Genomic DNA, 15731 nt, shown 5'->3' with positions numbered 1-15731 from the left:
CCGTATTACTCGACGAAAGGAAAAAAACCGGCGAGGCGCAGAATTAACCAGACAATGAAGCCAGTTAATAACAAAGCACCCGCACACTTACTGATTTCACCTGAACGGCGCCAACAAAGCAGCGCAAACACCAGGCTGACCAGCAATAACACCCCATAATCATACCGGATCATGAGCGGATCGAGGTCTCTATGGTACCCGAGCGCAGGTAAACCCAGAACAATTGTGATGTTGAAAATATTGGCACCGATTAAATTGCCAATGGCGATGTTGTCTTCACCTTTTCTTGCTCCGGCTATTGCCGTTGCCAGTTCCGGCAGACTGGTGCCAATTGCCAGTACAGTGACACCAACCAGGAACTCGCTGATGTTAAAGGCATTCGCAAGTACTGTAGCGTTGTCAATAACCATATGAGTGGCTATTGGCATAATAATGAGCGCAACCCCCAGCCATAACAGCGCAACGGGCAGGGAGCCTTCACAAGGTAGTTCTGCCAGTTGTTCCCGGGTCAGGTTGTCGTTTTCTTTGTGATGGGCGTGCTGAGCGAATTTGACTGTCAGCAGCAAGTAAATAGCGGCGATTATCAGCAAGACAACGCCTTCGCTACGAGTCAACTCACCATCCCACAGAATATACCCGGCAATAAGCGTGACCAGCAGCATCAGTGGGATTTCTCTGCGTAGCAACGCTGAGTGAACTTTTAAGGGGTGTAACGTTGCTGCCAGACCAAGAATCAGCAGAATATTCGTGATATTAGAACCAATTGCCGTGCCTACGGCCAGTGACCCCTGGTCACGTAACGTTGCCGATAACGCAACAATTATCTCGGGTAACGACGTGCCAACGGTAACGACAGTCATGCCGATGATTAAGGGAGAAACCCCAAGCCGATGGCAAAGTAAAGACGCAGAAAAGACCAGCCGGTCGGCGCTGTAAACCACCAAAAGTAAACCGATGATTAACAGAGACGTCGCTAAAAACATGAAAAATCCTTTATTCAGTTACAATGACTGGTTCACTGCTCTTGCTTATGCGGGAACAGCACAGCATGAAACACTTGCCTAATTTTGACTATATGGCACCGAAAAGTAAAACGATGCCAGTTTTCGCTAACTGAACTGCGCAATATTCTGTAAGAATATCGCGCACAGCAGAAATCAATGCCGTGTTTAAATGTACAGGTGTATCTGAAGCTAAGAGTTTAAGGACATCAGATGAACCAGAGAGTGGATAACCTGGTCGATATTCGAGACGTGACCTTTTCACGCGGGAGTCGGCGTATTTTCGACAATATCTCGTTGACCGTACCGCGTGGAAAGATCACGGCCATCATGGGGCCATCCGGGATTGGTAAAACCACCCTGTTACGCCTGATTGGTGGGCAGATTAAACCTGATGCCGGGCAAATTTTATTTGATGGTGACAACATTCCGTCACTGTCTCGTTCACGGTTGTTCACCGTCCGTAAACGGATGAGCATGCTTTTCCAGTCGGGCGCGTTGTTTACGGACCTGAACGTGTTTGAAAATGTGGCTTATCCCTTACGCGAACATACACATCTGCCTGAGCCGCTATTGGTCAGTACAGTCATGATGAAGTTGGAAGCCGTGGGGCTGCGCGGAGCTGCGGAGCTTATGCCATCCGAGCTTTCTGGTGGGATGGCCCGGCGGGCTGCGCTGGCTCGTGCTATAGCGCTGGAACCTGAACTCATCATGTTTGATGAACCTTTTGTTGGCCAGGATCCTATCACTATGGGCGTGTTGGTGAAGCTGATCTCTGAGTTGAATCGTTCGCTGGGTGTGACCTGCATTGTCGTGTCCCACGACGTACCGGAAGTGCTCAGTATTGCCGATGAAGCATGGATCGTTGCTGATCAACAGATTATCGCGCATGGTAGCCCGGAGGGGCTACGCAGTAATCCGGATCCACGGGTTCGTCAGTTTCTGGATGGTATTGCCGACGGTCCTGTGCCGTTCCGTTTTCCGGCTGGGGAATATCAACGGGATCTATTTGCAGGAGCGGAGGAGTAATCACGTGGTATTTCTGGATGCGCTGGCATCTCTCGGGCATAAAGGCATAAAGTTTTGTGCAACATTTGGTCGGGCAGGGGTACTGCTCTTCAATGCACTGGTCGGAAAACCCGAGTTTCGCAAACATGCGCCGCTGTTAATGCGCCAACTCTACAGTGTTGGTGTGCTGTCTATGATAATCATCATCGTATCGGGGTTGTTTATCGGTATGGTGCTGGGCCTTCAGGGGTATTTGGTTTTAACCACATACAGCGCAGAAACCAGTCTGGGAATGCTGGTGGCATTGTCGCTGCTGCGTGAGCTGGGTCCGGTGGTCGCTGCATTATTGTTCGCCGGGCGGGCTGGTTCTGCGCTTACTGCTGAAATCGGCCTGATGAAAGCCACGGAACAACTTTCCAGTATGGAAATGATGGCTGTCGATCCGTTGCGTCGTGTGATTTCCCCACGTTTTTGGGCTGGGGTTATTTCATTACCGCTGCTGACACTGATTTTTGTCGCGGTTGGTGTTTGGGGCGGCTCGCTGGTTGGGGTGAACTGGAAAGGGATCGATTCCGGCTTTTTCTGGTCTGCCATGCAGAATGCTGTCGACTGGCGCCTTGACCTGGTCAACTGTGTTATCAAGAGCGTAGTGTTCGCCATTACGGTAACGTGGATTGCGTTATTTAATGGGTTCGATGCTATCCCAACATCTGCAGGGATTAGCCGGGCAACTACACGTACTGTTGTGCACGCTTCTCTGGCTGTTTTGGGGCTGGATTTTGTGCTTACTGCACTGATGTTTGGGAATTAAGTTCATGCAAACGAAGAAATTTGAAATCTGGGTTGGCGCATTTATGCTGGTTGCGTTTGCCGCTATTCTTTTTATCTGCCTGCGTGTGGCAAATATCACCTCGTTTCATACTGAGCCAACGTATCGTCTGTATGCCACTTTCGACAACATTGGTGGCCTGAAAGCACGCTCTCCAGTGCGTATTGGTGGTGTGGTGATTGGCCGGGTGGCCGATATTTCTCTGGATCCAAAGACCTATTTGCCCCGTGTGGCAATGGATATCGAGCAACGTTACAACCATATTCCAGACACCAGTTCGTTGGCTGTGCGCACTTCAGGCTTACTGGGTGAACAGTATCTGGCACTGAATGTGGGGTTTGAAGACCCAGAACTCGGTACTGGTATTCTGAAAGATGGCGACACCATGCAGGATACCAAGTCAGCTATGGTGCTTGAAGACTTGATAGGCCAGTTCTTATATAAGAGCAACAATGGTGACGACAATAAGACGAGTGGCGATGCACAAGGAACGTCACACGGGAATAATGAGCCATCCCCGTCCGGGAAAACGAACTAAGTTTGGAGATATGTCATGTTTAAACGGCTGTTAATGGTTGCCATGTTGGTGATCGCACCTTTGGCGGTAGCGGCGGATCAGTCCAATCCGTATGTGTTAATGAACCAGGCGGCGGAAAAAACGTTTTCCCGGCTGAAAAATGAACAGGCTAAAATTCGTCAGAATCCGGATTATCTGCGTGAGATAGTTGATCAGGAATTGCTGCCTTATGTCCAGGTCAAGTACGCCGGGGCATTGGTTCTGGGGCGCTATTACCGTGATGCCACTCCGGCGCAGCGTGAAGCCTATTTTGCTGCTTTCCGCGAATACCTGAAACAGGCCTATGGGCAGGCTCTGGCAATGTATCATGGCCAGACTTATCAGATAGCCCCTGAACAACCTATTGGTGACGCGACTATCGTGGCAATTCGTGTGACCATCATTGACCCGAATGGTCGCCCTCCGGTGCGCCTGGACTTCCAGTGGCGTAAAAACAGCCAGACTGGAAACTGGCAGGCATATGACATGATTGCAGAAGGTGTCAGCATGATCACTACCAAGCAAAATGAGTGGAGTGATTTGTTACGTCAGAAAGGGATTGATGGCCTGACTGCAGAACTGAAAGAAATATCTCGCCATCCAATTACACTGGAAGCACAGAAATAATGGCGGCTGCTTTGCAGTGGCAACTGGATAACGGCACTCTGTCTTTGTCCGGTATTCTGGATCAGGGGTCATTGTTGCCACTCTGGTCACAGCGCCAGGTTATTTGCCAGGCATTATCAGAAATAGCAGTTGGTGAACTGGTCCGGGTAGATACTGCAGGCCTGGCTATCTTACTGCATCTGGTGGCAACATCTCGCTCACAGGGGCGTGAAGTTGTGCTCACTGGCGTGAATGAAAAGCTTGATATGCTGAGCAAGCTTTATAATTTACCGGAATCAGTATTTCCCTATACTCACTAGTGTTTTCAGTGGGTTAGTCTCAAGGCCTTGCATTTTCTCACTGCAAGGCCTTTTTGCTTATTTCAGCGGCGAACACTTTCCTCTAAGATGTTTGGCTGGTTTTATTAATCGACGATGATGAAGAGCCCATGGAAAATCATGAAATTCAGACGGTGCTGATGAATGCACTGCCCCTTCAGGAAGTCCACGTCACTGGTGACGGTAGCCACTTTCAGGTTACTGCAGTGGGTGAACTCTTCGCCGACATGAGTCGTGTGAAAAAACAACAAACGATTTATGGGCCTCTTATGGAATACATTGCGGATAACCGTATCCACGCTTTATCCATCAAAGCCTGTACCCCGACAGAGTGGGAACGCGACCGTAAGTTAAACGGATTCTGAGCTGCAACGACGCTGCAGCACTTGTGATTTTGAATATGTAGAGAGCTGTCCTGATGGATAAATTCCGCGTAGAAGGGCCGACATGCCTGAGCGGCGAAGTAACTATATCGGGGGCGAAAAACGCCGCATTGCCGATTTTATTTGCCGCACTATTGGCTGAAGAGCCAGTTGAAATTCAGAATGTCCCCAAACTGAAAGACATTGATACCACAATGAAATTGTTGAGCCAACTGGGTACAAAGGTTGAGCGCAACGGGTCCGTCTGGATTGATGCCAGTAAAGTTAACATTTACTGTGCACCTTACGAACTGGTCAAAACAATGCGGGCATCTATTTGGGCATTAGGTCCTTTGGTTGCTCGTTTTGGCCAGGGGCAGGTGTCTTTACCCGGTGGTTGTGCAATTGGCGCCCGCCCCGTCGATTTGCATATCTCTGGCCTGGAACAACTGGGTGCAGAGATCAAACTGGAAGAAGGGTATGTAAAAGCCAGTGTCAATGGTCGCCTGAAAGGGGCGCACATTGTTATGGATAAAGTCAGTGTTGGTGCCACAGTCACGATTATGTCTGCGGCAACCCTGGCTGAAGGCACTACAGTTATTGAAAATGCGGCCCGCGAGCCAGAAATTGTCGATACAGCCAATTTCCTGAATACGCTGGGAGCAAAAATCACGGGCATGGGTACTGACCGTATCACTATCACGGGTGTTGAACGCCTGGGTGGCGGCGTGTATCGCGTCTTGCCTGATCGTATTGAAACAGGCACTTTCCTGGTGGCTGCAGCGATTTCTGGTGGCAAAGTGATGTGCCGTCATACCCGTCCGGACACTCTGGATGCGGTATTAGCCAAACTGCGTGAAGCAGGCGCAGATATCGAAACAGGCGAAGACTGGATCTCTCTGGATATGCATGGCCAGCGCCCTAAAGCGGTAAATGTCCGCACTGCGCCGCATCCTGGCTTCCCAACGGATATGCAGGCACAGTTTACACTGCTCAACCTGGTAGCCGAAGGCACTGGTGTCATCACTGAAACCATCTTCGAAAACCGGTTTATGCATGTGCCAGAGTTGATTCGTATGGGCGCACATGCAGAAATTGAGAGTAACACTGCGATTTGCCATGGCGTGGCTAAATTGTCGGGTGCCCAGGTTATGGCGACTGATTTGCGTGCATCGGCAAGCCTGGTGCTTGCCGGGTGTATTGCTGAAGGCGTTACGGTGGTTGATCGCATTTACCACATCGATCGTGGCTATGAGCGCATTGAAGACAAGCTTCAGGCGCTGGGCGCTAAAATTGAGCGTATTCGCGCTGAATAACGTAAAGAACCGGGGAATTCCCCGGTTTTTTTAACGCTGGCGAATGAGCCGGGTTCTGTCAATGAATTGTGCGGTGTGTGGGTCATAGTAACGGGAGGGCCAAATCTCCCATGGGTTTACATCAAGCGCATCAGCTATCAACATTTCTCCCCTGGGCCAGGGGCGCGCCAGAGCATTGGCGAGCGTTGAAGAACTCAGCCCGGCCTTACGTGATTCCGCGGCCATTGATGTTCCTCTCTTGCGCAGCGCAGCGATAATATCTGCCGGGTGCCAGTCAACAAAATTACTTTCCATGTTTTCTCCCTGTCGCTATTGGGTTGCATTGGCTACTCAGTGAAAGCCCGGGTTATATAGCACAGGAGATTCTTGAAAGTTCTTAATATTGAGGCCCGCGGTTTGTTTTGTGTTCCCGCGCTCAGCTTTGTGTAATGTGTTGCATAAAAAGGGCGAATTGAAAAGGATCCACGCACAATGGCGCAGATCCTTTTTCGCTAAGCCAACAAGGAGTCGTGTGCTTAGTGATTGCGTTGCACGGCAATATGAGCAAGGCCTGTCAGTGCGGTTTTCCAGGGGGAGTCCGGAAGTATTGCCAGCGCTTCAATGGCTTTATCCGCTTCCTGTTCGGCCCGAAGTCTTGTCCAGGCGAGCGAGCCACACATTTCCATTGCTTCCAGAACGGGTTCCAGAAGATGGCGACCATTTCCCTGTTCAATGGCCTGGCGAATCATAGTGGCCTGCTCAGGTGTGCCGTGCTGCATGGCATGCAACAGTGGGAGAGTGGGTTTCCCTTCGTTGAGGTCATCTCCCACATTTTTCCCCAGCGTTGCGCCATCGGCACTGTAATCAAGCAGGTCATCGATAAGCTGGAAGGCTGTACCAATGTAGCGGCCATAATCTTGCAGCGCGAGTTCTTGCTCGGGTGATGCTCCAGCAAGAATGCCGGAACATTGCGAAGCCGCTTCAAACAGGCGTGCTGTTTTACTGTAAATAACCCGCATGTAGCTTTCTTCTGTAATATTCGGGTCGTTGACGTTCATTAGCTGAAGTACTTCCCCTTCAGCAATAACGTTGACGGCCGCCGACATCACTTCCAGTATTTTGAGTGAGCCCAGTTGAGTCATCATCTGGAATGCGCGGGTGTAGATAAAATCACCAACCAGAACACTGGCAGCATTACCAAAAGCGGCATTTGCCGTCGCTTTACCACGGCGCATATCTGATTCATCAACAACGTCATCATGGAGCAACGTCGCGGTATGAATAAATTCAATTAAGGCCGCAATAGTGACGTGCGCGTTGCCGTTATAACCCAGTGCACGGGCAGAAAGCACTGCGATCATTGGACGAATGCGTTTCCCGCCACCACTGACTATGTAGTACCCCAACTGGTTGATTAGCTGAACGTCAGAGTTGAGCTGATCCAGAATTGTCGCGTTTACGCCCGCCATATCTTGCGCGGTTAACTCGGTTATTTTCTCTAAATTCATCGCAAAAGTCTGGCTGTTGCCCGGTTTATCCCGTTCGACGGAACATGTTATTGGGTATCTGTCTGGTCATCAAATACAGATTGTACTGAAAAAATGCGCTTAATAAATGGAACATTGTGCGTAGTGTTTTTTTTCTACACGAATTGATGATGGTACTTGTCAAATGTCCAGGATTTGCGTAATATTCGCGCCCTATTGTGATTATTTATAGCGCGCACTGAAAACACAAAGGTGTGTGCGGAAAGCGGAGTTTTTTATGTACGCGGTTTTCCAAAGTGGTGGTAAACAACACCGAGTAAGCGAAGGTCAGACCGTTCGCCTGGAAAAGCTGGACATCGCAACTGGCGAAGCAGTTCAATTCGACCAGGTTCTGATGATTGCCAATGGCGAAGAAGTTAAAATCGGCGTTCCTTTTGTTGAGGGCGGCGTAATCAAAGCTGAAGTTGTTGCTCATGGTCGTGGCGAGAAAGTTAAAATCGTTAAGTTTCGTCGTCGTAAACACTATCGTAAGCAGCAGGGCCACCGTCAGTGGTTCACTGATGTGAAAATTACTGGCATCAGCGCTTAACAGGGGAGCAGATTAAATGGCACACAAAAAGGCTGGCGGCTCAACACGTAACGGTCGCGATTCTGAAGCTAAACGTCTGGGCGTAAAACGTTTCGGCGGTGAAGCAGTTCTTGCTGGCAGCATCATCGTTCGTCAGCGTGGCACTAAATTCCACGCAGGCAGCAATGTAGGTTGCGGTAAAGATCATACTCTGTTCGCTTTGTCTGACGGTAAAGTCAAGTTCGAAGTTAAAGGTCCGAAAAACCGTAAATTCGTAAGCATTGTTGCTGAATAAGTTTTTCGCGTCCCGGTAACGGATTGAAGCCCCGCAACACGTTGCGGGGCTTTTTACATTCTGACACTGGGTAAAGCGCCAGGAGCTTTAAATGAAACAACAGGCAGGAATTGGTATTGCTTTAGCCCTGACAACAGCAATGTGCTGGGGCGCATTACCTATTGCTATGAAACAGGTACTGGAGGTGATGTCTCCTCCTACTGTTGTGTTTTATCGTTTTCTGATGGCTGGCGCCGGACTGGGTCTGATTTTGACACTGAGGGGAAATTTACCTCCACTCAGAATTTTTAAAAGCCCCCGCTGGTTAGTATTACTGGCTATAGCAACAGGTGGGCTGTTTGGGAACTTTATTTTCTTTAGTTCCTCTTTGCAGTATCTGAGCCCCACAGCATCACAGGTCATTGGGCAACTTTCTCCGGTAGGCATGATGGTTGCCAGTGTCGTCATCCTGAAAGAAAAGATGCGTGGTACGCAAGTTGTTGGTGCACTGATGCTGCTTTCCGGGTTGATTATGTTTTTTAACTCCAGCCTGGTTGAAATATTTACTCGCCTGACAGACTACACGTGGGGCGTAATATTTGGTGTTTCTGCTGCCTGCGTCTGGGTCAGTTATGGGGTGGCACAGAAAGTGTTACTACGGCGTCTGGCATCTCAACAGATTCTGTTTTTGTTGTACACTTTATGTACAATAGCGTTGCTTCCATTGGCTGACCCAATGGTTATAAAGCAACTGAGTGGGTGGCAACTGGGGTGTCTGGTGTTTTGTGGCCTGAATACACTGGTGGGTTACGGTGCGCTTGCAGAAGCAATGGCGCGCTGGCAGGCAGCGCAGGTAAGTGCATTTATTACACTGACTCCTTTATTTACGTTGCTGTTTTCAGATTTATTAGCACTGGCATGGCCGGGTTTCTTTGCCATGCCAATGTTGAATGTCATGGGTTATATCGGCGCATTTGTCGTTGTGGCGGGCGCAATGTATTCCGCGATTGGGCATCGCCTTTGGGGGCGCTGGCGTAAGCGCCAGCCGGCAATACCTGTGCCCCGTTCGGGCGAATGATCTACGGAGAAGTAAAATGAAGTTTGTTGATGAAGCAACGATCCTCGTGGTCGCAGGTGATGGCGGCAACGGGTGTGTTAGCTTCCGTCGTGAAAAGTACATCCCGAAAGGTGGCCCGGATGGTGGCGATGGTGGTGATGGTGGTGATGTCTGGCTGGAAGCTGACGAAAACCTGAATACCCTTATCGATTATCGCTTTGAAAAGTCATTCCGTGCTGAGCGCGGCCAGAATGGCCAAAGCCGTGACTGTACTGGTAAACGAGGCAAAGATGTCTCCATTCGTGTGCCTGTTGGTACCCGGGTTATCGATAAAGGTACCGGGGAAGCAATGGGCGATATGGTTTCCCACGGTCAACGTTTGTTGGTCGCAAAAGGCGGCTGGCATGGCCTGGGTAACTCACGATTTAAATCTTCAGTAAACCGCACACCACGCCAGAAAACGAATGGTACACCTGGTGAGAAGCGTGAACTCGACCTGGAGCTGATGTTGTTGGCTGATGTTGGCATGCTTGGTTTACCTAATGCAGGTAAATCTACGTTTATTCGTGCCGTATCCGCAGCAAAACCGAAAGTGGCTGATTATCCTTTTACCACCCTGGTTCCAAGCCTGGGTGTTGTGCGAATGGATAACGAAAAGAGTTTTGTGGTTGCTGATATCCCGGGTCTGATCGAAGGCGCGGCTGATGGCGCAGGGCTGGGGATTCGTTTCCTCAAGCACCTTGAACGTTGCCGTGTTTTATTGCACCTGATTGATTTGGCACCGATTGATGGTTCTGATCCGGTCGAGAATGCGCGCATTATTATTGGCGAGCTGGAGAAATACAGTGCCACTTTGGCTGCAAAACCACGCTGGCTGGTATTCAATAAAGTTGACTTGCTCGATAGTGAAGAAGCAGAACAGCGGGCCAAAGAAATTGCTACTGCGCTGGGCTGGGAAGAGAAACATTACCTGATATCTGCAGCGACACGTGATGGTGTCAATGCATTATGTTGGGATGTGATGCATTTCATTATCGAAAACCCGGTTGTTCATGAAGAAGTGGCTCAGGAAGCAGAGAAAGTTGAGTTTATGTGGGACGATTACCACCGTAAACAACTGGAAGAAATGCAGTCTGAAGCCGAAGAGCCCTGGGATGATGACGATGACTGGGATGAAGATGACGATGAAGGTGTGGAGATAATCTACGAGCGTTAATCTTCACGTAGTTGTTAAGCTAAGGCCGGGTTCCCGGCCTTACTTTTTTGCTTCGGCTCTGTGGTATCAGCTTAAGTCAATGCGAGCCGGGAACCAGCAACCTGCATCCAGACCCTGGCTGTCGGTGCGGTTATCAATCAGCAATTTCCCCCGGTGCAGTTGCACAATACGCCGAACGATATTGAGCCCAAGCCCACTACCACCATAGCGTTGGTCAAGACGCCTGAATGGTTCCGTAATCGTTTTCCGGTGTGCCTCGTCGATTCCAGGCCCTTCATCCAGCACCTGGAGATGTGCGCCGTTGTTTTCTTCCTGTAATCGTATTTCGATACAACTCCCTTGTGGGCTGTAGCGCCAGGCATTTTCCAGCAGATTACGCAGCAGCAACCGTAATAATACCGGGTCCCCCTGTACGGAGAGCCCCTTATCTTCAGGCCAGAGTATCCGCTGATCATGCCGCTCTGCCATCTCGGTCATTTCTTCCTGAAGTGGTTCGATAATATCTTTCCACCACTGGTGCGTATCATAATTCCCGCTGGCTAAGGCTTGACCTGCCCGGGATAACATTAACAGCTGTTCAATCACATGCATCAGTTGATCCAGGCGCTGGATCAATGAATCAGCCTGCTTATTTCCGGACTGAGCCATAAGCTCAAGGTGGAGACGGATACCGGCCAGTGGGGTACGTAATTCGTGGGCAGCATCGGCGGTAAATAATCGCTCTTGCTGGATGGTACTTTCCAGCCGGGACAGCAATTGATTGAGTGCCGTGGTGACCGCCACCATCTCTTCCATCTCGGAAAACATGGGCAACGGGCTGAGGTTATCGGCGGAGCGGTTAACCAGACTACGGCTGAGTTTATTGAGAGGCTGGATAATCCAGGTAACAGCCAGAAAGGAAAAAAACAGTGTAAAGCCAACCATCACCAGTGATGGAACTAACAATGAGGCTATGGCCTCATGGATCTCTTTTTCAACATGCTGATTGCGTGCCCGGGCGGACAGCGTTTCATTAACCAGGAACCCAATTTGCTCCTGGCTCTCGTGCCACAGCCACAACACGCTGACAAGTTGAAAGAAAAGAAAAATCAACGCCAGCATTGCCATTAAACGCCGGCGCATACTGTTCATACCCGGTTCTCCAGGCGATAACCGACGCCACGAACAGTTTTGATGCGTTCTTTACCCAGCTTGCGCCGCAGATTGTGAATGTGAACCTCAAGAGTATTTGAGCCAGGATCGTCCTGCCAACTATAGAGATCCTGCTGAAGTGTTTCCCGGTGAACAGTTTGACCAACTCGCATAATCAGACGGGTCAGCAAAGCAAATTCTTTGGGAGTGACTTCCACCGCGTTACCTTGCAGCAACACTTGTTGCGTCTGCAGATTTAATGTGAGGTCATCATGTTGCAACAGGTTGTCACTGTGCCCCTGGTAACGGCGAATAAGCGCCCGGGCACGGGCTTGTAATTCAGCCAGAGCGAAGGGTTTAACCAGGTAGTCGTCTGCTCCTGCATCAAGGCCACTGACCCGGTCTTCCAGTGCATCCCTTGCAGTCAGAATCAATACCGGGGTTTTCAGCCCTCGCCGGCGCCATTGACTGAGTAGTGTTGCACCATCTTTATCGGGCAGCCCAAGATCCAGAATCACCAGACTGTATTCGCCACTTTGAATCAGTGCGTCTGCATCGCTGGCTGTCGCAGCAGTATCAACAGCATACCCGTCGCCATTCAGTGCCAGAGCCAGTCCTTCTTGTAGCAGTAAATCGTCTTCAACAATGAGTAATTTCATAATTAGTTATTCTGATAGAGGTCTTTGTAGAGTCGGCTTTCAAAGCGTACCAGCGGTATCCTTCTGTTACGTTGGTCGCCGGGTTCAACGGCATAACCAGAAAGATACTGAACAAACGCCAACTGTTGCCCGGATGCCGTAGTAATGAACCCTGCAAGGTTATAAACACCCTGCAATGATCCTGTTTTTGCTGAGACTTTCCCATCTACCCCGGCTTCATGCAGCCCGGCCCGGTATTGCAGCGAGCCATCATGGCCTGCCAGTGGCAGCATTGAGATAAAGTTTAGCTGATTATCATTTTTGGCAATAAATTGTAGCACTTGCATCATGGTTGAAGGCGAAATCAGGTCATGACGTGATAAACCCGAACCATCCACCAGAATAGTGTTCCCTAAATCGATACCCGCTTTCTGCTTCAGGATTTGGCGAACAGCATCTGCACCTGCACGCCAGGTTCCCTGGACACCCAAAGTTTCCCGCCCAATGGTGCGAAAAACAGTATCAGCAATCATGTTGTCAGACTTTTTCAGCATCACGCGAAGTAAATCATGAAGCGGGGCTGATTGTGTTGAGGCTAAAACCTGCCCCGGCTGGTTCAGGCGGGTTTGGCGAATCAACGTTCCGGTCACAGTTATGCCTGCACTATTCAACTCATCTTTGAGTATTTCACCTGCATAGCTGGCTCCGTCCTGTACAGCGAACGCCAAAGGTAATGGGTCTTCACGCTGAGTCAGGCAGCCTGTCAGTGTGTAGCGATTCAGGTCACCCGTGACGACATCCAGTTCACAATATTTGGCATCTGCAGAACCACGGGCAAGTGTGCGCACATTAGAAAATACATGAACAGGGTAATATGATGCCAGGCGTACCGTCGCTGTTTCATCCGGGCGGGTACTGGAAAGCGATACAGAGAAACAATTTTTATCGACGATAGCCGCAGAAGGCGGGGCGCTGAAACATTGCGTTATATCATTCCATGGCCATCCGGGGGCCTTATCGTGACTGGCGAATACTGAAGTATCAATTAAGATATTTCCCTGAATTTTTTCTATTCCCGCCTTTTTCAGGCTGGCTACCATATTGCGCAACTGCTGGCGTTTCAGTGTCGGGTCGCCGGTAAACCTCGCTATAAGGTCTCCTTGCAAAATCCCGTTATTGATGTTTCCATGGCTTTCAAGGGTTGTTGTGAAACGGTAATCAGGGCCGAGCGATAACAGGGCTGCGAGAGCCGTTATCACCTTCTGAGTACTGGCGGGTAGCGCCATCTGTTGGCCATGGTAATCAATAAGCGGTGTATCTGAACCGGCTTTTTGCACCAGAAGCGCGAGGTTAGCGCCTGGTGGGAGTTGTTTGACGTATTCGTCAACATTTGCAGCCTGAGCCTCTAAGGCGAAGGATAAAACCAGTCCAACAGCTAAACGTAAAAATCGCATAATTTTTGGCATTAAAACCTGGAAACGTGCCGTCATACTACGGTGCAATCCCCTGTAAAGTAAACGATGACCCCCAGGGAACTCCAGGTTAAAATACGTATCAAAATGCGAAATACGACTAGCCTGAAGCTTTGCTTCGGGGTAGTTTTCTTTTGTTTCTGGCCCGGTGAATGCAGAGTTTCTTCGGGCAGTACTCCGGTTGGGCGGCCAATTGTGGCCCTTGTGTCCGGGGCGTTTTTTTATAATGAGGTATAATATGCAAGCTATTCCGATGACTTTACGTGGCGCCGAAAAATTGCGCGAAGAGCTTGAGTTTCTGAAGGGCGTTCGCCGTCCGGAGATCATCGCAGCCATCGCCGAAGCGCGTGAGCACGGTGATTTAAAGGAAAATGCCGAATACCATGCTGCGCGTGAGCAACAAGGCTTTTGTGAAGGCCGTATCAAAGATATTGAAGGTAAGCTGTCTAATGCGCAGGTTATCGATGTAACCAAGTTGCCTAACAATGGTAGGGTTATCTTCGGTTCAACGGTAACAGTACTGAATCTTGATACCGAAGAAGAGGTGACTTACCGCATTGTTGGTGACGACGAGGCAGATTTTAAAAAGAATCTTATCTCTGTTAACTCACCGATTGCCCGCGGGCTGATTGGCAAAGAAGCCGATGATATCGTAGGAATTAACACCCCTGGTGGGTTAGTTGAATTTGAAATCATCAAGGTAGAATACCTCTGATTTCTGCTACGCTGGATATAACGGTTTTGTAAAGAATGGAAAAGGCCGCAATGCGGCCTTTTAACCATGAAGGGAGCGTGTCATTTTGCTCGGCCTGCGTTATAAAAATGCAGATGACTATTGCACTTTTTGTTAACGAGGCAGCGAAATTTTACGTTCCTGGGATGGGCGATAAAGCACCAGCGTTTTACCGATGACCTGTACATTACAGGCTCCGGTTTCCCGCACGATGGCTTCCACTATCAAAGTTTTCGTTTCACGATCTTCTGTGGCAACTTTAACCTTGATCAGTTCGTGGTGCTCCAGCGCTTGTTCAATCTCGGCCAGCACCCCTTCGGTCAGACCGTTATTGCCAAGCAGGACTACCGGCTTGAGCGGATGCGCGAGACCTTTCAGGTGCTGTTTTTGTTTTGTACTCAGATTCATCGTTTTTTGCTTACGTTGGGATTGAAAACGGGACATTCTACCGCCATCTCCTGATTATAGCCAAATCGCCGTGCGCTTTTTGATATCGCTCGCGGAAGATGAACCCGACTGGATTATAAAATGACAGGTAAAAAGCGTTCTGCCAGCTCTAGCCGCTGGTTGCAGGAACACTTTAGCGATAAATATGTTCAGAAGGCACAGAAAAAAGGGTTACGATCCCGTGCCTGGTTTAAACTTGATGAAATACAGCAAGGTGACAAACTTTTTAAGCCGGGTATGACGGTTGTCGACCTTGGTGCGGCACCCGGTGGGTGGTCGCAATATGTGGTAAGTCAAATCGGCGGAAAAGGTCGTATCATTGCCTGCGATCTTTTACCTATGGATCCAATCGTCGGTGTGGACTTCCTTCAGGGTGATTTTCGTGATGAATTAGTCCTGAAAGCACTTCTTGAACGTGTAGGTGATAAAAAGGTTCAGGTTGTCATGTCCGACATGGCACCTAATATGAGCGGAACACCTGCTGTTGATATTCCCCGTGCTATGTATTTGGTGGAACTGGCGTTAGAAATGTGTCGTGATATTCTGGCACCAGGTGGTAGTTTTGTAGTGAAGGTATTTCAGGGCGAAGGTTTCGATGAGTACCTGCGGGAAATTCGCTCCCTGTTTACGAGTGTTAAAGTTCGTAAGCCGGACGCTTCGCGTGCTCGCTCACGTGAAGTGTACATTGTAGCGACCGGGCGTAAACTATAGTA

At 49.5% G+C, this 15731-nt stretch carries 20 protein-coding genes; 13 read left to right on the top strand and 7 right to left on the bottom strand.

Annotated features, from left to right (window positions below; genetic code table 11):
• Positions 1–5: 5 nt before the first annotated feature.
• Positions 6–983 (bottom strand): calcium/sodium antiporter, encoded by a 978-nt coding sequence (locus DES37_RS17965; protein ID WP_110027138.1) that lies wholly within the window; start codon positions 981–983, stop codon positions 6–8.
• A 231-nt stretch (positions 984–1214) separates the two neighbouring features.
• On the opposite strand from DES37_RS17965, the gene mlaF reads away from it, so the two are divergent.
• The 7 genes from mlaF (at position 1215) to murA (ending at position 6016) form a co-directional block, all read left to right on the top strand.
• Positions 1215–2030 (top strand): phospholipid ABC transporter ATP-binding protein MlaF, encoded by an 816-nt coding sequence (mlaF, locus tag DES37_RS17960; protein ID WP_036104902.1) that lies wholly within the window; start codon positions 1215–1217, stop codon positions 2028–2030.
• A 4-nt stretch (positions 2031–2034) separates the two neighbouring features.
• Positions 2035–2820 (top strand): lipid asymmetry maintenance ABC transporter permease subunit MlaE, encoded by a 786-nt coding sequence (gene mlaE / locus DES37_RS17955; protein ID WP_110027136.1) that lies wholly within the window; start codon positions 2035–2037, stop codon positions 2818–2820.
• A 4-nt stretch (positions 2821–2824) separates the two neighbouring features.
• Positions 2825–3376 carry an outer membrane lipid asymmetry maintenance protein MlaD gene (mlaD, locus tag DES37_RS17950; protein ID WP_036104897.1) on the top strand — a complete coding sequence of 184 codons (552 nt, stop codon included), beginning with the start codon at positions 2825–2827 and terminating at the stop codon, positions 3374–3376.
• Positions 3377–3391: 15 nt separating this feature from the next.
• The gene (gene mlaC, locus DES37_RS17945; protein ID WP_036104895.1) at positions 3392–4021 is read left to right on the top strand and encodes a phospholipid-binding protein MlaC; all 630 of its coding nucleotides are present in this window, start codon (positions 3392–3394) and stop codon (positions 4019–4021) included.
• Complete coding sequence (gene mlaB, locus DES37_RS17940; RefSeq protein ID WP_036104891.1) at positions 4021–4320, top strand: lipid asymmetry maintenance protein MlaB; 300 nt, start codon at positions 4021–4023, stop codon at positions 4318–4320. The genes mlaC and mlaB overlap by 1 nt, the downstream gene beginning before the upstream one ends.
• 128 nt (positions 4321–4448) lie before the next feature.
• Entirely contained in the window at positions 4449–4703 is a 255-nt protein-coding gene (gene ibaG / locus DES37_RS17935; RefSeq protein ID WP_110027134.1) for a BolA family iron metabolism protein IbaG, read from the top strand.
• 53 nt (positions 4704–4756) lie between these two features.
• A complete protein-coding gene (gene murA, locus DES37_RS17930) occupies positions 4757–6016 on the top strand; it encodes a UDP-N-acetylglucosamine 1-carboxyvinyltransferase (RefSeq protein WP_036104886.1) in 1260 nt (419 codons plus the stop codon).
• A gap of 30 nt (positions 6017–6046) precedes the next feature.
• Here murA and sfsB read toward each other — a convergent pair whose 3' ends face one another.
• Entirely contained in the window at positions 6047–6310 is a 264-nt protein-coding gene (gene sfsB / locus DES37_RS17925) for a DNA-binding transcriptional regulator SfsB (protein WP_036104884.1), read from the bottom strand.
• A gap of 221 nt (positions 6311–6531) precedes the next feature.
• Entirely contained in the window at positions 6532–7503 is a 972-nt protein-coding gene (gene ispB, locus DES37_RS17920) for an octaprenyl diphosphate synthase (protein ID WP_036104883.1), read from the bottom strand.
• A 256-nt stretch (positions 7504–7759) separates the two neighbouring features.
• On the opposite strand from ispB, the gene rplU reads away from it, so the two are divergent.
• The 4 genes from rplU (at position 7760) to cgtA (ending at position 10597) form a co-directional block, all read left to right on the top strand.
• Positions 7760–8071 carry a 50S ribosomal protein L21 gene (gene rplU / locus DES37_RS17915; RefSeq protein WP_036104882.1) on the top strand — a complete coding sequence of 104 codons (312 nt, stop codon included), beginning with the start codon at positions 7760–7762 and terminating at the stop codon, positions 8069–8071.
• 16 nt (positions 8072–8087) lie between these two features.
• Positions 8088–8345: a 50S ribosomal protein L27 gene (gene rpmA / locus DES37_RS17910; protein WP_036104873.1), complete on the top strand. Its 258-nt coding sequence runs from the start codon at positions 8088–8090 to the stop codon at positions 8343–8345.
• 91 nt (positions 8346–8436) lie between these two features.
• The gene (locus DES37_RS17905) at positions 8437–9402 is read left to right on the top strand and encodes a DMT family transporter (protein ID WP_110027133.1); all 966 of its coding nucleotides are present in this window, start codon (positions 8437–8439) and stop codon (positions 9400–9402) included.
• Between the two features lie 16 nt (positions 9403–9418).
• Positions 9419–10597: an Obg family GTPase CgtA gene (gene cgtA, locus DES37_RS17900; protein WP_036104869.1), complete on the top strand. Its 1179-nt coding sequence runs from the start codon at positions 9419–9421 to the stop codon at positions 10595–10597.
• Positions 10598–10663: 66 nt separating this feature from the next.
• Here cgtA and pmrB read toward each other — a convergent pair whose 3' ends face one another.
• Genes pmrB through dacB form a run of 3 tightly spaced genes read right to left on the bottom strand, consistent with a single transcriptional unit; the run spans position 10664 to position 13820 of the window.
• Positions 10664–11728 (bottom strand): two-component system sensor histidine kinase PmrB, encoded by a 1065-nt coding sequence (gene pmrB / locus DES37_RS17895; RefSeq protein ID WP_110027131.1) that lies wholly within the window; start codon positions 11726–11728, stop codon positions 10664–10666.
• Positions 11725–12387, bottom strand: coding sequence for a two-component system response regulator PmrA (pmrA, locus tag DES37_RS17890; protein ID WP_036104865.1), 663 nt, complete (start codon positions 12385–12387; stop codon positions 11725–11727). Before pmrA ends, pmrB begins: the two co-directional genes overlap by 4 nt.
• 2 nt (positions 12388–12389) lie before the next feature.
• The gene (gene dacB / locus DES37_RS17885) at positions 12390–13820 is read right to left on the bottom strand and encodes a serine-type D-Ala-D-Ala carboxypeptidase (protein ID WP_036105142.1); all 1431 of its coding nucleotides are present in this window, start codon (positions 13818–13820) and stop codon (positions 12390–12392) included.
• Positions 13821–14076: 256 nt separating this feature from the next.
• Between dacB and greA the strand changes: the two genes are divergently transcribed.
• Entirely contained in the window at positions 14077–14553 is a 477-nt protein-coding gene (gene greA / locus DES37_RS17880; protein ID WP_036104862.1) for a transcription elongation factor GreA, read from the top strand.
• A 132-nt stretch (positions 14554–14685) separates the two neighbouring features.
• Here the strand turns inward: greA and yhbY are convergent, their stop codons facing one another.
• Complete coding sequence (gene yhbY / locus DES37_RS17875; protein ID WP_036105139.1) at positions 14686–14979, bottom strand: ribosome assembly RNA-binding protein YhbY; 294 nt, start codon at positions 14977–14979, stop codon at positions 14686–14688.
• A 120-nt stretch (positions 14980–15099) separates the two neighbouring features.
• Between yhbY and rlmE the strand changes: the two genes are divergently transcribed.
• Positions 15100–15729: a 23S rRNA (uridine(2552)-2'-O)-methyltransferase RlmE gene (gene rlmE / locus DES37_RS17870; protein WP_036104859.1), complete on the top strand. Its 630-nt coding sequence runs from the start codon at positions 15100–15102 to the stop codon at positions 15727–15729.
• Positions 15730–15731 lie beyond the last annotated feature (2 nt).

The organism is Mangrovibacter plantisponsor (genome assembly GCF_003182475.1).
Taxonomy (GTDB): Bacteria; Pseudomonadota; Gammaproteobacteria; order Enterobacterales; family Enterobacteriaceae; genus Mangrovibacter; species Mangrovibacter plantisponsor.
Note: the sequence above shows the minus strand (reverse complement) of the source record. Positions and strands in the feature narration are given on the sequence as shown.

Excerpts from the sequence above, each read along its gene's own strand:
- DES37_RS17965 (WP_110027138.1), bottom strand. The coding sequence starts at position 983 with ATGTTTTTAGCGACGTCTCTGTTAATCATCGGTTTACTTTTGGTGGTT.
- mlaF (WP_036104902.1), top strand. The coding sequence starts at position 1,215 with ATGAACCAGAGAGTGGATAACCTGGTCGATATTCGAGACGTGACCTTT.
- mlaD (WP_036104897.1), top strand. The coding sequence starts at position 2,825 with ATGCAAACGAAGAAATTTGAAATCTGGGTTGGCGCATTTATGCTGGTT.
- mlaC (WP_036104895.1), top strand. The coding sequence starts at position 3,392 with ATGTTTAAACGGCTGTTAATGGTTGCCATGTTGGTGATCGCACCTTTG.
- mlaB (WP_036104891.1), top strand. The coding sequence starts at position 4,021 with ATGGCGGCTGCTTTGCAGTGGCAACTGGATAACGGCACTCTGTCTTTG.
- ibaG (WP_110027134.1), top strand. The coding sequence starts at position 4,449 with ATGGAAAATCATGAAATTCAGACGGTGCTGATGAATGCACTGCCCCTT.
- murA (WP_036104886.1), top strand. The coding sequence starts at position 4,757 with ATGGATAAATTCCGCGTAGAAGGGCCGACATGCCTGAGCGGCGAAGTA.
- sfsB (WP_036104884.1), bottom strand. The coding sequence starts at position 6,310 with ATGGAAAGTAATTTTGTTGACTGGCACCCGGCAGATATTATCGCTGCG.
- ispB (WP_036104883.1), bottom strand. The coding sequence starts at position 7,503 with ATGAATTTAGAGAAAATAACCGAGTTAACCGCGCAAGATATGGCGGGC.
- rplU (WP_036104882.1), top strand. The coding sequence starts at position 7,760 with ATGTACGCGGTTTTCCAAAGTGGTGGTAAACAACACCGAGTAAGCGAA.
- rpmA (WP_036104873.1), top strand. The coding sequence starts at position 8,088 with ATGGCACACAAAAAGGCTGGCGGCTCAACACGTAACGGTCGCGATTCT.
- DES37_RS17905 (WP_110027133.1), top strand. The coding sequence starts at position 8,437 with ATGAAACAACAGGCAGGAATTGGTATTGCTTTAGCCCTGACAACAGCA.
- cgtA (WP_036104869.1), top strand. The coding sequence starts at position 9,419 with ATGAAGTTTGTTGATGAAGCAACGATCCTCGTGGTCGCAGGTGATGGC.
- pmrB (WP_110027131.1), bottom strand. The coding sequence starts at position 11,728 with ATGAACAGTATGCGCCGGCGTTTAATGGCAATGCTGGCGTTGATTTTT.
- pmrA (WP_036104865.1), bottom strand. The coding sequence starts at position 12,387 with ATGAAATTACTCATTGTTGAAGACGATTTACTGCTACAAGAAGGACTG.
- dacB (WP_036105142.1), bottom strand. The coding sequence starts at position 13,820 with ATGCGATTTTTACGTTTAGCTGTTGGACTGGTTTTATCCTTCGCCTTA.
- greA (WP_036104862.1), top strand. The coding sequence starts at position 14,077 with ATGCAAGCTATTCCGATGACTTTACGTGGCGCCGAAAAATTGCGCGAA.
- yhbY (WP_036105139.1), bottom strand. The coding sequence starts at position 14,979 with ATGAATCTGAGTACAAAACAAAAACAGCACCTGAAAGGTCTCGCGCAT.
- rlmE (WP_036104859.1), top strand. The coding sequence starts at position 15,100 with ATGACAGGTAAAAAGCGTTCTGCCAGCTCTAGCCGCTGGTTGCAGGAA.